Origin of the sequence: Pseudoalteromonas sp. TAE79, from assembly GCF_000498015.1 — a bacterium.
GTDB lineage: Bacteria > Pseudomonadota > Gammaproteobacteria > Enterobacterales > Alteromonadaceae > Pseudoalteromonas.
In genome coordinates this window covers 1-15306 of sequence record NZ_AUTL01000295.1, presented here as the reverse complement: position 1 = coordinate 15306, position 15306 = coordinate 1, and the positions used below count along the sequence as shown (strand labels likewise).

The 15306-nt window shown below is 37.9% G+C and carries 15 protein-coding genes, 2 tRNA genes and 1 pseudogene; 10 read left to right on the top strand and 8 right to left on the bottom strand.

The annotated features are described in order from the left end of the window. The first annotated feature begins 13 nt into the window (after nucleotides 1–13). Together L655_RS0124520 and L655_RS0124515 are read left to right on the top strand one after the other, a co-directional pair. Complete coding sequence (locus tag L655_RS0124520) at nucleotides 14–394, top strand: response regulator (RefSeq protein ID WP_024606579.1); 381 nt, start codon at nucleotides 14–16, stop codon at nucleotides 392–394. Between the two features lie 9 nt (nucleotides 395–403). After that, nucleotides 404–700, top strand: a complete 297-nt coding sequence (locus L655_RS0124515; RefSeq protein ID WP_007581065.1) for a PilZ domain-containing protein — start codon at nucleotides 404–406, stop codon at nucleotides 698–700. 30 nt (nucleotides 701–730) lie between these two features. On the opposite strand, the gene L655_RS0124510 is transcribed toward L655_RS0124515, so the two are convergent. After that, nucleotides 731–1921, bottom strand: a complete 1191-nt coding sequence (locus tag L655_RS0124510; protein WP_002961441.1) for a class I SAM-dependent methyltransferase — start codon at nucleotides 1919–1921, stop codon at nucleotides 731–733. A 140-nt stretch (nucleotides 1922–2061) separates the two neighbouring features. Between L655_RS0124510 and L655_RS0124505 the strand changes: the two genes are divergently transcribed. Next, on the top strand, nucleotides 2062–2718 hold the full coding sequence (locus tag L655_RS0124505; protein WP_024606578.1) for an HD domain-containing protein: 657 nt from the start codon (nucleotides 2062–2064) through the stop codon (nucleotides 2716–2718). Nucleotide 2719: 1 nt separating this feature from the next. Beyond that, the gene (locus L655_RS0124500) at nucleotides 2720–3160 is read left to right on the top strand and encodes a VOC family protein (protein ID WP_024606577.1); all 441 of its coding nucleotides are present in this window, start codon (nucleotides 2720–2722) and stop codon (nucleotides 3158–3160) included. Here the strand turns inward: L655_RS0124500 and L655_RS0124495 are convergent. Further along, a complete protein-coding gene (locus L655_RS0124495) occupies nucleotides 3157–4149 on the bottom strand; it encodes a two-component system response regulator (protein ID WP_002961438.1) in 993 nt (330 codons plus the stop codon). The two genes, L655_RS0124500 and L655_RS0124495, sit on opposite strands and share 4 nt — an antisense overlap. Nucleotides 4150–4152: 3 nt before the next feature. Continuing rightward, a complete protein-coding gene (locus L655_RS0124490; protein WP_024606576.1) occupies nucleotides 4153–7485 on the bottom strand; it encodes an MHYT domain-containing protein in 3333 nt (1110 codons plus the stop codon). 316 nt (nucleotides 7486–7801) lie between these two features. Between L655_RS0124490 and L655_RS0124485 the strand changes: the two genes are divergently transcribed. Further along, on the top strand, nucleotides 7802–8500 hold the full coding sequence (locus L655_RS0124485) for a SprT family zinc-dependent metalloprotease (protein ID WP_029752412.1): 699 nt from the start codon (nucleotides 7802–7804) through the stop codon (nucleotides 8498–8500). 71 nt (nucleotides 8501–8571) lie between these two features. On the opposite strand, the gene L655_RS0124480 is transcribed toward L655_RS0124485, so the two are convergent. Then, nucleotides 8572–8656 (bottom strand) — tRNA-Tyr (locus L655_RS0124480). 49 nt (nucleotides 8657–8705) lie between these two features. Further along, nucleotides 8706–8790, bottom strand: a tRNA-Tyr gene (locus tag L655_RS0124475). A 112-nt stretch (nucleotides 8791–8902) separates the two neighbouring features. Here L655_RS0124475 and L655_RS0124470 point away from each other — a divergent pair. From L655_RS0124470 to L655_RS0124460, 3 genes are all read left to right on the top strand, one after another. Beyond that, on the top strand, nucleotides 8903–9430 hold the full coding sequence (locus L655_RS0124470) for a VC2046/SO_2500 family protein (RefSeq protein WP_024606574.1): 528 nt from the start codon (nucleotides 8903–8905) through the stop codon (nucleotides 9428–9430). Between the two features lie 179 nt (nucleotides 9431–9609). Then, nucleotides 9610–9912 carry a DUF6172 family protein gene (locus L655_RS0124465; protein ID WP_002961433.1) on the top strand — a complete coding sequence of 101 codons (303 nt, stop codon included), beginning with the start codon at nucleotides 9610–9612 and terminating at the stop codon, nucleotides 9910–9912. A gap of 270 nt (nucleotides 9913–10182) precedes the next feature. Continuing rightward, entirely contained in the window at nucleotides 10183–11022 is an 840-nt protein-coding gene (locus L655_RS0124460) for a diguanylate cyclase (protein WP_342626717.1), read from the top strand. Nucleotides 11023–11096: 74 nt separating this feature from the next. On the opposite strand, the gene L655_RS0124455 is transcribed toward L655_RS0124460, so the two are convergent. The 3 genes from L655_RS0124455 to L655_RS0124445 all read right to left on the bottom strand — a co-directional run bounded on the left by L655_RS0124455 (nucleotide 11097) and on the right by L655_RS0124445 (nucleotide 12811). Next, the gene (locus tag L655_RS0124455; RefSeq protein WP_024606572.1) at nucleotides 11097–11576 is read right to left on the bottom strand and encodes a YchJ family protein; all 480 of its coding nucleotides are present in this window, start codon (nucleotides 11574–11576) and stop codon (nucleotides 11097–11099) included. Nucleotides 11577–11614: 38 nt separating this feature from the next. Continuing rightward, nucleotides 11615–12049: a SulA-like leucine-rich domain-containing protein gene (locus L655_RS0124450; RefSeq protein WP_024606571.1), complete on the bottom strand. Its 435-nt coding sequence runs from the start codon at nucleotides 12047–12049 to the stop codon at nucleotides 11615–11617. Between the two features lie 297 nt (nucleotides 12050–12346). Then, nucleotides 12347–12811: an SEL1-like repeat protein gene (locus L655_RS0124445; protein ID WP_024606570.1), complete on the bottom strand. Its 465-nt coding sequence runs from the start codon at nucleotides 12809–12811 to the stop codon at nucleotides 12347–12349. A gap of 118 nt (nucleotides 12812–12929) precedes the next feature. Here L655_RS0124445 and L655_RS01000000126155 point away from each other — a divergent pair. Continuing rightward, nucleotides 12930–14221, top strand: a pseudogene (locus L655_RS01000000126155) (NCS2 family permease). A 100-nt stretch (nucleotides 14222–14321) separates the two neighbouring features. Then, nucleotides 14322–15290: an IS30 family transposase gene (locus tag L655_RS0124435; protein ID WP_024604006.1), complete on the top strand. Its 969-nt coding sequence runs from the start codon at nucleotides 14322–14324 to the stop codon at nucleotides 15288–15290. Nucleotides 15291–15306: the final 16 nt, after the last annotated feature.

Below are 15306 nucleotides of genomic sequence, written 5' to 3'. Positions count from 1 at the left end.
AAGCGACATAGTTATGTCCTCATCGATTGAACATAAAACAAAGCGACTTTTAGTGGTAGATGACGAGTATTTTAATTTTGAAATGCTCAAAGCCGCACTAGCGTCGAAATTTGATGTTAGTTACGCAGATTCAGGGCAAAGCTGCCTTGCGTCAGCAATTGCGAGTCCGCCAGATATAATTTTGCTTGATGTTTGTATGCCTGGTCTTGATGGTTATGATACATGCCGAATGCTAAAGCACACACCTGAAACAAAAAATATTCCTGTTGTTATGGTATCGGGCCTAGAGTCCCCATCTGAAAAACAAGCAGGGTTTGATGCTGGTTGTAACGCGTATGTTGTAAAGCCATTTTCATTGGGTGCTTTGTTGGAAGAAATTAACACGGTTGTTTAGAGGTAACATATGTTTACTGATGATAAGCGAAATTTTAGACGCATGCAGATTAACACTCCTGCAAATTTAACAACGATAGAACCAATAGCGGGTTTAAGTTTTGCCGCAGAGTGCGTGGATTTAAGTGCAACAGGTTTATCAATTCATTTAGATGAATTGCTTGAACCTAATACCTTACTGACGGTGAACATTGATTCGACTCATCCAAGTATTGCGCCTTTAAATGCAACAGCAAAAGTAATACGTGCCAGCAAAGAAGATGATGGCACGGTAACAGCAGGTCTTGAAATCATTCAGTTTAACTAAATCGAATTCAGTTAAACTCAATAGTAGATATTAAAAAACCTTACAGATTAAGCCTTTTAAGTAAAAGCCTTCAGGGTAGCTGCCAGCAATTGGGTGATCGGCTGCCTGGTTTAATCGCTCCATTATCAGTAGGTCTTTACCTGCATCAAGTGCTGCATCGGCTACTACTTTTTGAAACAAGTTTTGTTCCATTAAACCAGAGCATGAGAATGTTAATAGTGTTCCGCCTGGTTTTAGTATTTGCATGGCAATCATGTTGATATCTTTATAGCCACGACACGCGCCCGTTAGCTGCGCTTTATTATCAGCAAATTTTGGTGGGTCCATTACGATGGTATCAAACTGTCTACCTTCGTCGCGGTATTGGCGTAATAATTTAAATACATCCTGCTTTACAAAGCTCACTTTGTTTAAATCTAAGTTATTATGCTCAACATTACGTTTTGCTGTATCTAAAGCGGGTTGCGATACATCTACGTTAGTTACATGCTCACATCCACCACGCAGGGCATACAACGAGAATGTACCTGTGTAACTAAAGCAGTTAAGGACAGTTTTACCTTTTGAGAAGCGCTCAAGTGCAGCACGGCTGTCACGCTGATCTAAGTAAAACCCTGTTTTGTGACCTTCAATTATATCAACTTCGATTTTTAAGCCGTTTTCTTCAATAAGCACAGGCTCTTTTGGTTCATTGCCCCAAAGTGCGCCTTTAATTGGTTCTAAGCCTTCTTTAGTACGTACATCTACGTCAGAACGCTCATATATACTAGAGCCGGGGAAAATAGACATCAATGCGCCTACAATCTCGCCTTTATGGCGCTCGGCACCGGCGCTTAATAGCTGGCACACTAATACGTTGTCAAATTTATCTATTGTAACGCCTGGTAAGTAATCAGACTCAGCAGCACATAAGCGGAACCCTGTTAATCCGCCTTCTTCAATAACTTGACTACGGGCTTCTAATGAGCGACGTAAACGGCGTTCAAAAAAGTGTTGATCGATGACTTCTTTTTCGTCAAAGCTCCAAACACGTGCACGAATTTGTGAGTGAGGGCTATACGCAGCAGTTGCTAAAAACTTACCTTCGCTGTCGTGAATCGTTACTGTGTCGCCTAATCCAGGTTTACCTTTAATTTTTTTGATGGCTTTTGAAAATAACCAAGGGTGTTTTCTTTTTAATGATTTATCGCGACCAGCTTGTAGGTAAACGGCAGATGACATAAGGCTTCTCAGTAGTAATAAATAAGCGCTGTATTTTAGTCAAGCAAGGAGCAACATACAATGAATGTTTTGCAAGGGGGGCATAAAGCACGGTAAAGTACGGATAATTCATTGATTAATTAGCTTTTTGGAACCTAACTTTGTCTGACGTCGCTTTAAGCCCTGATTTAGAAATACTTAACTCACAATGTAGAGGGTTTATCGCCTCTTTAGTGCATGCCGATGTTGCTCATGACATTACTCATATAGAGCGAGTGGTGCGCGTTGCAATACAGTTATGTAATGCGGAGCAGGCAAACATGTCAGTAGTATTACCTGCAGCGTGGATGCACGACTGTGTGGCGGTGGCTAAAAACCACCCTGATCGTGCAAAAGCCTCTACTATGGCAGCTGATAAGGCATTGGGGTTTTTAAAATCGATTAATTATGACGAGTCACTTTTTGATGAGATTCATCATGCAATTGCAGCACATAGCTTCAGCGCAAATATAAAAATTAAAACAGTTGAAGCGCAAATAGTACAAGATGCCGACAGAATGGATGCATTGGGCGCTATTGGCGTTAGCCGGTGCATGAAGGTTGGTGGCTCAATTTCTCGGTTATTATATAACCCAAATGACCCTTTTTGTGTTGAACGCGTGGCTGATGATAAAACATACACGCTTGATCACTTTTTCATAAAGTTATTACATATTGCCGATAGTATGAATACCCCATCAGCTAAAGCAGAGGCGAATAGACGAACAAGGTATATGCATGAGTTTTTAGAGCAATTAAAGTCAGAAATTGGTGAGTAACGTGAATAATACAAGCATACCGAAATTATCTGGCATTGATCATTGCCATTTAAATGTTGATAACTTAGCTAATGCCGTTAAGTGGTATGAACAGGTTTTAGGTTTTAGCGTAGTGCCAGAGCTGGCCTTTTGGAATGAGCATGGGCGAGGCCCTTTAACGCTTGAAGATGCTTGTTCAACCACTCGTTTAGCATTGTTTGAAGGAGAGGGGCGCAGTAAAGGGATTGCATTTTTGGCCTCAGGAGATCAATTTATTCAATGGCGTATTCATCTTGAGAGTTTAAATATAAAAGTAGTTTTAGCAGATCATGGTGTAACGTTTTCTATGTACTTTAAAGACGAAAGTGGCAATAGCCATGAAATTACGTCACATGGCTATCGTTATATAAAATCTTGTTACCCAAATATTGAGCTTGGCTCTCACAGTGCTAAAAAGAATTAGCTTTCTTGATTTGCATTTTTTATAGCAATAATATCGTCTAAGTTTTTTACTAATAGTTCGATTAGAGCGGGATCGAAATGAGTTCCTGCTTGCTCTTGCATATGCAAAACTGTTTTCTCTACACTCCAAGCCTCTTTGTAAGGGCGTTTTGAGGTAAGTGCATCAAATACGTCAGCTATAGCAACAATTCTACCTTCAACTGATATTTCTTCGCCTTTGATCCCGTTAGGATAGCCTGAGCCATCCCATTTTTCGTGGTGTTCAATTGCAAGCGTATGTGCAAGTTGTAGTAAAGGAGATGATGAGTTTGCTAAAATTTGCGCGCCAATGGTGGCGTGTTCTTTCATATGATCAAACTCTTCAGAGGTTAACTTTCCAGGTTTGAGTAGGATAGCGTCAGGAATACCTATTTTTCCTACATCGTGCATTGGGGCAGCTTGACGTAAAAGTTCTGCTCGTTGCTCATCCATACCGAGTGCTAACGCTAATACTTTACTGTATTGGCTCATGCGCACAATATGTTCACCCGTGTCGGTGTCTTTATATTCCGCTGCACGGCCTAGACGTTCCACTAAATCTACATGAGCTTGCTTTAATTGCTCTGCTTGTACTAGCGACAAGTGAGTATTAACCCTTGCTCTTACAATGGCAGGGCTTATTGGTTTAGTAATATAATCTACTGCACCTAACTCAAAACCTTTGTATTCATCGCTTTCATCGCCAAGCGCAGTTACAAAAATAATTGGGATATGTGATGTTTTAGGATTTCTCTTAACTATTTGGCACACTTCAAAGCCATTCATATCTGGCATCATTATGTCGAGCAAAATTAGCTTTGGTAGTTCTTTTTCAAGTAGTGCTAGTGCGGCATCACCCGATTTAGCAAACGACATACGATATTGATTACCTAACACTTCGCGCATTACTTTTAGATTTGCAGGCTCATCGTCAACAATTAATACCCGTGGCCTATCTGTCGTAAAATCCATTAATTAATACTCATTGTTTGTTAGTTTTTCAAGTAAGGTTTCTAGTATTACGTGTGCTTTATCAAAATCAAATTCATCAAAGGCTTCGGCTATATCATCAACTTCATTTTGAAAGGTAGAAGGTGCGCCGCGTTGCAACTTTGCGAGTAGTCCATCATTTAATTCTGCGTTTTGCGCATCTTGATGAAGTGTTTCACACAATTGCTTAATCTCATCTATTGATAGAGTGTCTGAGCTATTATCTTCAGGCTTGCTATTTGGCTCATCGCAAGTATTTGATGACAGCAGTTGCGTTATAATAAGTAGTTCGTTTTTGATATCGTCTAAAAGACTAATAACTTTAGCATCACTTTGCTTGTGCTCTAAATCGGTTAATAACTTCATTAACGTTGTTAGCCCTAAGTTACCAGCAACACCTTTGAGTGTGTGAATGAGGCTATCGACATCTTTTATGTTTGATAATTTATCATTAAATAATCTCTCAAACCGCTTATCACTATCACTAACAAACTTAGTAATCTCTGTAAGTTGCTTACACTTAGAACCCCAAAGTGCTAATCCTTTTTCAAAATCTATATGCTGCGCTTTAGGATCGCTTTGCGATATAACCATTTCTTTTGCAATACCAAGCCCCAGCACTTGCGCTATTTCTTGGTTAAGCTGATTTATATCGACGGGTTTATTGGCAAAGCCATTCATGCCTGCTTTTTTAGCCGTAAGCTTATCTTGCTGTAATACGCTTGCTGTGAGTGCGATAATTGGCGTGTATTTAAGCTGCCTTTGGTTTTCTATTGCTCTTATTTTTTGTGCTGCTTGTATGCCATCACACAATGGCATATGTATATCCATTAATATGACATCAAAGTCTTGCTCTTCAAATACTTTAATCGCTTCAAGTCCGTTTGACGCTTTGGTAACTGAATGCTGATCGCGTGACAGAAGCAAAGACAGTAGTTCTGTATTTTGCTCTATATCATCAACTACTAGCACTCTAAGTGCAGGCAGTTGGGTGTGTAGACCATCAAAATAATCTATTTTAGATTCGTCACCTAAAGTAAGCGGCAATGAAAAGTAAAAACAGGTGCCTTTACCTAGCTCACTTACTAAGTTTATTGTTCCGCCCATAAGCTCTACAAGTTGTTTACTTATGGTTGTACCAAGGCCTGTACCACCAAAGCGGCGGGTAGTAGTGCCATCGGCTTGTTCAAAAGGTTGAAATACAGCTTGAATACGATCTTTTGCAATACCAATTCCGGTATCTTGCACTTCAAAAAACAGATGCTGATTTTGTGTCATGCCAACGGTGACCGTAACAGAGCCTTCTTCGGTAAACTTAATCGCGTTACCAATTAGATTGGTGAGTACTTGTCTGAGTCGATCTGGGTCGCCGTAGTACGTCGAACTTACTGATTCTTTAATATGGAGTTTAAGTTCTAAATCTTTCTTTTTAGCTTCTAGCCAAAAAGTAGAAATAATACTGTCTATCACTGGTTTTAAGCTAAAGTGGACTGGCTCAATGGTGAGCTTACCGCGTTCTAGTTTTGCAGAGTCAAGAATTTCATTTAACAATCTTAGCAATGAACGCGCTGCATTATTTACGGTAACCAAGTGCTTTTGTTGTTCTTGATCAAGTGGGGTGTCCATTAATAGATCGCTAAAACCTATTATAGAATTCATTGGGGTGCGTATTTCATGGCTCATATTAGCCATAAAAGATTGCTTTGCATGAGCAGCTTCTTCAGCTTTAAATTTAGCTTGCTCTAGTTTTTCTTCATATTCTTTGCGTTCAGTAATATCGACTAAAACACCATCAATCCACTTTGGGTTGCCTTGAGCATCAAAGTTGATACTCCCTTTATCTAACAACCACAAAATTTTACCATTTCTATGTCTAATTCGGTATTCAATAGAATATTGAGATTTTGCATCAACAGCTTTAGTGACTTCATCAACTATTTGTTTTTGTTCTGATTTCAAGACCAAGTCATTAAACTCGATACAATGCTCTGTAAACTCATTTGGGTTATACCCTGTAAGCTCAATTATATTTGGACTAATAAATAACATAGTCCAGTTGTCATCAAACTTGCATCTAAACGCTACTCCGGGCATGTTATCGATAAGAGAGCGGTATTTTTGTTCTTTCTCTTCTAAACTTTGCTGCAAAGCGCGTTGTTCGGTCAAGTCGGTGATAAAGCCAACATATAAAGGGTTATGGCCCGGCTGATTTACTTCGCCTATACCTAAGCGAATAGGAAAAACATGTCCGTTCATGTGTTTTGCATATACATCACGGTTTATGCCTATTATTTTACCTAGATCAACATTGTGAGCATTTAAGAGGTATTCGTCGTGGTGCTTGGCAATGTTATCGTCCATTAGCATTTTTACGTTTTTGCCTTGAACTTGGTTTTCTTGCCAGCCAAAAATTTTACTTGCGGCTTCATTAAAACTTAAAATAATACCAGTATGGTCAATGGTAACAATGCCATCTATAGCGGTGCCTAAAATAGCATTTAGACGGGATTCTTTTGCCGACTTATCCTCAAGTAGCATGCGATAGCGAACCATACCATTTATTACACCAACCACGCTTGTAATCGCGATAGTTGCTGTGGCGACTGCAATGGCGATAAAAGTTAGTCCTGCGGTTGCGTTAGCATCATCATAGATTAGTGGCGATGTAGCTACAAAACGTGTAGCGGCCATACCCATATAGTGCATACCAGCAACAGCACACCCTAAAATAACAGCGCTAATTGAGTTATTTTGAAGAGGTGATAAAGAGGGTAAAAAACGCTCAAGATTAAAGCGACTGTAAAGGGCTATAAAGGACAGGGCTACAGCAACAATGATTGATAACGCACATATCAATGGATCATATCTAAGTAAAGGAGCAAGATCCATTGCAGCCATGCCGCTATAATGCATAGTGCCAATGCCGGCTCCTAGTAACACGGAGCAAATCGACAATACTTTTAGATTCCCTTTACTATTTACTAGCATTGATACAGCGTACTGACATGCAATAAATGCTGGTATAAAAGAAAGGAGAGTGATTGTTGGATCATAATCAATATTAGTACACAGTGAAAAGGCAAGCATACCAATAAAGTGCATACTCCAAATACCAGCCGAAAAAACAGTAGCAGCGGTCACATTTGCTAAACGTTGGTAGCTGGGAAATTGAGTTTCTTTTGCGAGATCTATAAGTCGAATGGTGAAAAAGGCTGCAAAAATAGCAATTAGCAATGACATTGAAACTAATAGAGGATCGTAAACGCCATTAACGATTAAGCTAGGATCTTGGTCTGTGATAAAAAAAGCTGATAACATAATGGCTCAAAATATAATCTTTATTTATTAAGTTTAATCTAATTAATTAATAAATAAACCGTTAATTCAATGAAGTGAATAAAATAACGAATTTATTACTTTTAGTTTTCTTTTATTTATCAGGGATTAGTTTTTTAGTTGGTGTTTTTTATTCTAATGTATTGCCTGTCACAGGACTAAGTTAGATTTATATGGTCATATTTAAGTTTCTATCGAGTAACCTTAAGAAAACTAATGAATTGGCTTAACTAAGCGAAAATTACACCTTATTTGGTTTTATTAGTTGCTGGTGAATTTTCTCGTAGCAATATCATTAATGAGTATGAAAGTGTTTGAATATCAGTTAAAGAAAAGTATAAAACGTAAAACGGTTGCCATTAAAGTACATAACAAGAAGGTGACTGTATATGCCCCTCAGTTTGTTAGTAATAAACACATCCAAGAATGGCTTTTTGATAAGCAGGTGTGGGTAAATGCTCAATTAACTAAACAGCACAATATTGCTGATAGCAGACAGAGCCCGCTCAAAGACAAACAAATTTTAATTTTTGATAGCATTGCAAATATAGAGTTTAAGCAAGGTACTAAGTCCGAAGTAATAAACAGTAACGACAGCTTGCTTATTACGCACTCTTCGCGCGTTAAAAATACTTCGCAAAAATATCAGCAACTTCTTGAAGAATATTTAAAAGAGCAACTAACTGCATATATAGAAATGCGTTTAGCGTACTTCTGCGCACAAATGGGTGAAGAATTACCTACGAGTCTAAAAATAGCTATTTATAAGCGAAAGTGGGGAAGTTGTAATAGTAAGCGAGAGCTAACATTTAATTTGCATTTAATCGGAGCGCCTTATCATGCTATTGATTATGTGATTGTCCACGAGTTAGCGCATTTACGTCACTTAAACCACAGTAAAGCTTTTTGGCAACACGTTGAGCATTTTTTTCCTAATTATAAAGCATCATCAACATGGCTAAAGAAAAACAGTATGAGTTTACAATGGGTATTTTGAAGTTAACCTGAATATAGGAATATAGGAATATAGGAATATAGGAATATAGGAATATAGGAATAGTAGAGAAGTGGTGGAGGGAGCTGGATTCGAACCAGCGAAGGCTGAGCCGTCAGATTTACAGTCTGATCCCTTTGGCCGCTCGGGAACCCCTCCACACTAATTTTATTGCATTTGGCCCCACTTAACTTAGCGGTAAGAAAAGTGGTGGAGGGAGCTGGATTCGAACCAGCGAAGGCTGAGCCGTCAGATTTACAGTCTGATCCCTTTGGCCGCTCGGGAACCCCTCCAATGCAACGGCGCTGATAATAGCAAATTGCGTATTTAAGTAAAGAAAAAAGCTAAAGAAAATTGAAATAAAGCCGATAAATATCTATCAGTTACCACAATCGACTAAAGACTATGCAAATAGATGATTTGTTAATCACAGAGAGTCAGTTAAACAGTAGGCTCAATAATAGTGTGCATGAAAATCGTCGTGGCGAATTTTCTCTATTATTAGCGATGCTGTCACATGACGCACTCGACTTTAGCCAATTTCATTTACCAAAAACTGAAATAGATAATTTAGTTATAGAAGAAGAGGCATTAAGAAAGCAATTTGGCGCAGGTCCAAAGCAACTTTTAGCCCCTGATGAATACAATATGTTGGTTGGACAGTTTAATGCATCATTAATATCTCAAGAAGGGGAGCGCTGCGGTATGACAAGTATTAAGCTAAGACAGTACTTAAAGCCTGAACCACTTGCGATTAGAAATGATGATAAGCATATTCCACTTAATATAATAGATAACTGTGAGCTTGCTGTCAGAAGAAGAATTAAAAGCGAACAAACACAACTTGCTAATCCTCCTATAGATGCAGCTGCTTTTTACGACAGCCTTAATAATGATGCAATACATCAACCACTTCAGCTTATTGCGGTGTGATATATGATTGTAATAATCATCAGTTAATATATGCTTTATAACGGGTCTGCTTTATATATTTGCTAATAATTGATTTAATGAAAAAAAAGCATCCAAAAATTAAATGCAATTGCTATAATGGCGTCAAATGGTATGACATGAAATGCCATTATCATTAAACCAAGGTAATTAGGAACGTAATGAAGAAAACATTCACGCTAAATCACGAGAAAATCAAATACCCTCGTATGGTTGATGCTGCAAAGCACGAAGTGAAAAAATATTTGAAAAGAGAGCGTAATAAAACGCTACCTGAAGATGCTGACTATTGGGCATTTGACTGTAAGTTTGGTAACACAGCTGAAGATGCGCAAGTTGTGCACGTTGCTGAATTAAGTAACCAAATTGGCGAAATTGAAAAGCAAGGTTTGACCTCTTTCTACGTAGAGATTTTAGCTCGACCTGCTCAACGTCAGCAATTAGATTTAGATGATGACGAATAATACTTAACTAAATTAAGTATTCAAAGTTATAAAATGAGTCCAAGTGGCTCATTTTTTGTTTTTATGCAGTAAAGATTTACTAAAAAGTATTTTTATTAGTAACCAATAAGTAGAACCCCTCTTAATTAACATTTGCATAACAAAATGTGATGCTATAGGCTGTTTTTAATTAAAAAAACAAAACATTTTTACTATGCCAATAAATTACTCTGACCATCAATTAAAACTAAGTTTAAAGAATTCTAAAGTACTTATAGTTGACGATCAGTTATTAAGCTTAATCGTATTAAAAAAATATTATCTGAGCATTTTAGTGTAACAACAACGAGCTGTGGTGAGGATGCGATTGAAATTTGTAAACATAATCCGCCAGATATAATACTACTCGATATTAATATGGAAGGAAGGAGTGGTATTGAAACATGTCTAAAATTAAAAAATATATCTGAAACACAAGATATCCCCGTTATTTTTGTAACCTCATCTGAAAATCAAGAAGAAGAGTGCTGGGAAGCAGGGGCTGTAGATTTTATAAAGAAACCAACTAACTCGGAAACTTTATATAGAAGAGTGCGCGCCCATATCACGATGAAACTTCAACATGACTTACTCAATCAAAAAGTATTTCTAGATGATTTAACAAAGGTATTCAATCGTCGTTATTTTGATGCGCATTTTTCTAAAATGGAACGAAGCGCCTTACGAGAAAAAGTTGACTATGCACTATTACTCATCGATATAGATTACTTTAAGCAATACAATGATATCTATGGTCATGTGCAGGGGGATACGGTGTTAAACCTAGTAGCACAAACTATTACTAATAGTTTGCAAAGGCCAACCGATTTTGTTGCGCGTTATGGCGGCGAAGAGTTTGTAGTTGTTTTACCGCATACAAGCACTGAAGGTGCAATTTGTGTTGCTGATAAAATTAAACAAAATGTGGCCGATTTAGGAATATTACACAAATATTCAGAATATGATTTTGTGACTATTAGTATTGGCGGTGCAACCCTACAACCATACGTAAATAACAAAAACACGTTGCAGATCGCAGATGAAAAAATGTATGAGTCTAAAATGCAAGGGCGTAACAAAGTGTGTTTTTAAGTTTAGTTAGCTAATAAATCACTCTGCCACTTAAAAACACCTTTTAGGCGATAAATATTAAATAAGATTATTTATTACATGCTATGACATTTTTTGTACTTTTTATTGCTACCGCATGGGCAGTTATCATTTCTGCCCACTTTAATATCTTCAACAGGATATATAGTGCCATCTAAATAACGCCATTGAGTGTTTTCTTTAATAAACTGCGATTTTTCATGAAGCTCACAAAATAAGTTTTGATAAAAATATTGGGCTTTAAATTCTACAGTTCCAGTATCGCCATCATGGCTTGAGTCAATTAAATCAAGACTTATAAATCGACAGCTGTTAGCAAAATCATTGATTTCTTTAACCGGGTTTTCAGCTTGTTTTTCTTTTGCGTAGGTTTGATAAACATATTTTGCATTTTTAATAACATAAGCGCTGAATCGTGAGCGCATAAGTTGTTCAGGAGTGTCAGCTTGCTTTACAGATAAGTGAAGCGGCTCGCAGCAATCGGCATAATTGTGCCCACTGCTGCAAAAACATAGTATGGCATTGAGTGAAGTCATAATAATAATACAAAGTCTAAAACATTAGTTTAACAAGCTTATTGAGCGAGTGGTATCTCTGTTGTTTGTGCGTTTTTAGTAAAACAGTATAGTTTTGTATTCGTTTTACTTAAATCGAACGATAGATTTGTAAGTAGTTGGTTATTAACTATATCGGTCCAGGTGATTACCGCTGCAAAGTTTCCATTATGTAATGCAGAATTTAATACATACTCTAGATTTACTAGGTGCTTCTGTCTAATAACAAGTAATTTACTTGTATCAATAGAGCATGAGTCAAGTAAAGCTTTGCTAGGTACATGATCTGGCGCAATTAATAACGTCCATGCATTAGAGCTATTGTATTGGTGTAATACTTTTAAAAGCTCAAAGGTCGCTGAAATTTCATCTCCAATTTGGATCAAATTTACGCAATCGCTTTGCTCGTCTTGTTGGTAACTTTTAACTGTTCTTACGGTAATAGGCTGTAACATAATTTCACTCACTGGGTTTTTATACAGTATTCATATACAGTAGTTTATACAGTGCTTTCGTGCAAGCATTTTATGCTATTTATTTGTACAGTTATTCAGCCTTTGATCATTGTTTTTTATTTTAAATCTATAATTCTTTATTAATCAATTTGTTATAGGCTTGTTTTTGAGAAGGTATTTCAAAAATAAATTTTTGAGTAATGTTTTAATTTGTGGGTTTTATACTGAGTAGGAGTATCTTTGTAACTATATACAGTATTTTTCAACACTGCATACAGTACTTATAACTTAGTTAGCTTATGTGTTTTCACTCGTGCGAGGGATCATATGACAAAACTGGAGTTGGTGAATTTGTTCGTACAAACTTGCTGCATAACATTGAGCATCTTTAAATCGCTTAGTTTCGATATGTTTGCGTATATCTGTAACCGCTGCAGTGGCAGGTGCGTACCCTTGGCTACTCGCTAAGCTCAACCACGCTACAGCATGAAATACACTTTGTGGCACGCCTTCACCTTTTACAAAAAATAAACCTAAATAAAACTGTGCTCTATGGTTTCCTGCCATTGCAGCAAGGCGCATCCATTTTGCAGCCAATGGAGCTTGATTATTTTTTAAATAATATAGGGCTTTATTAATAGTACTTTGCTCATCTTTTTTATTATCAATGGGCGCGGGGCTGCTTTCTGGTTGAGTAACAAAACCTAAAATGTTGTCTAGCTGTTGCTCTAAGTCTTGCTCACAAGGTGTTGTTTTAAGCATATTGGTTCATTTATTATTTTAACTACTTTAACAGTTTAGTATATAGCAAGGTAAAATGTCCTGTAAAAGATAATTTTTATGTTAAAATCTCGTCACTTTTTACTATCACAAGTTTATTATGTTTGAAGCCTTATTTAAACTCAGCGAAAATAATTCAACAGTTAAACGCGAATGCGTTGCTGGCCTAACTACCTTTATTACTATGGTATACATTGTATTTGTAAACCCGGCTATGCTTGCTGAGGCAGGGATGGACCAAGGGGCTGCATTTGTAGCTACCTGTATAGCAGCTGCGATAGGCTGTTTTATAATGGGTTTATGGGCTAATTATCCATTAGCATTAGCGCCTGGCATGGGACTAAATGCCTTTTTTACGTATGGCGTCGTATTAGGAATGGGTTATACCTGGCAAGCCGCATNGGGGCTGTTTTTATGTCGGGTTGTATATTTTTATTTTTAAGCTTATTTAAAGTCAGAGAATGGATTATTAATGCCATACCTCTGGTGCTCAAGCGAGCTATCGCAACAGGTATTGGTGCTTTTTTAGCCTTAATTGCCCTTAAAAATGCAGGCATTATTGTCTCAAGCCCAGCAACACTAGTGCAATTGGGCGACATTACTTCCCCAGGCCCATTATTAGCTATATTAAGCTTTTTTGTAATTGCAGCGCTTTTATACCGCGATTTTAAAAGCGGTGTACTTATTAGTATTTTATTAGTGACAGGCATTGCACTAAGTTTAGGGCTTGTTGAATATCACGGTGTTATGGCTATGCCACCATCAATAATGCCTACTTTTATGCAACTAGATTTTGCCGCCGCTTTTGATATATCAATGATGAGTGTTATTTTTGCATTCTTGTTTGTCGATCTTTTTGATACTTCGGGTACATTAGTTGCGGTCACTCAAAAAGCTGGTTTAGCTGATGAAAAAGGTAACATGCCTCGTTTAGGGCGTGCACTAAGTGCTGACAGCTCTGCAACAATTGCAGGTGCGATGCTAGGCACGTCTACGACTACATCGTATATAGAATCGGTTGCTGGTGTTTCTGTTGGCGGACGTACTGGTTTAACGGCTGTAGTTGTAGGTATTTGCTTTTTACTAATGATGTTTTTTGCACCGCTTGCACAAATGGTACCGGCTTATGCTACGGCAGGTGCTATTTTATATGTCGCTGTACTGATGCTACAAAATTTAAAGTTTGTAAATTGGGATGATATGACCGATGCAATTCCTGTTACTGTGGTATTACTAATGACACCATTAACGTTTTCGATTGCGCACGGTATTGCACTTGGCTTTATATCTTATACAGCGGTAAAAGTATTGTGTGGTAAGCAAGATCAAATCAGTATTAGTGTTTGGATATTGACAGCCTTGTTTGTTTTCAAGTTTGCATTTTTGTCTTAATAACCTAGATTCAAATTGTAAGTGCATAACTTGTTTTGGCTAGATTAAGTGGTCAGTTGCTCATAAGCTAACTACTTTTTCTCCGGCAAGAGATTTTACAATGAGACATTACAAACAACTGACCTATGCGCAAAGATGCCAGATCGCCGTTCTAAAGAAAAGTGGTTTTACGCAACAAAGTATTGCTGAGCTAACTAATTTATCGCAATCTACGATTTCAAGAGAGCTTTCTAGAAATACAGGTAAGCGAGGTTACAGACACAAACAAGCTCATGAGCGGGCTTTGTTTCGCCGAAGAAGTGTAAGAAAACCGCTTAAGATGACACCTGAAATGATGGCTTTAATTACCCAGAAGCTTAATGAGAAGTGGAGCCCTGAACAAATAACGGGATGGTTGCGTAAAGAAAGTGAACGGTCTGTCAGCCATGAACGCATTTATCTGTATATCTGGGAAGATAAAAAAGCAGGTGGTGAGTTATACCTACATCTGCGCCGACACGGTAAGAAATATCACAAGCGCAGTCATGGTAAAACAAACCGAGGGCAAATAAAAAATCGCGTTAGCATTGAAGAACGCCCACAAATAGTTGATGAGAAAGGTCGTATCGGAGATTGGGAAATAGATACCGTCATAGGTAAAGGTCATCGAGGCGCCCTTGTTACCATTGTAGAGCGGGTCACCCAATTCACTGTATCAACGCAGGTGGCAGGCAAAACAGCACAAGCCGTCACTGCGGCGACGATAGAACTATTAAGGCCATATAGGTCAGCGCTTCATAGCATCACGGCTGACAATGGAAAAGAGTTCGCTTATCACGAGCAAATCACAGAGGCTTTAAGTGTTCCTGTTTATTTTGCTCACCCTTATCACTCATGGGAGCGCGGATTGAATGAAAACACGAATGGATTACTACGCCAGTATTGGCCGAAGAGCACAGATTTTAAGGCGGTAACACCAGCGCAGGTTATACCAGTACTTGAGCAACTTAATAATCGTCCGAGGAAGACACTTGGATTTGAAACGCCTGCAAAATTGATGCAGGATCACTTGGCGGCTAAAGCCGCCTAAACGTTATGCACTTCAG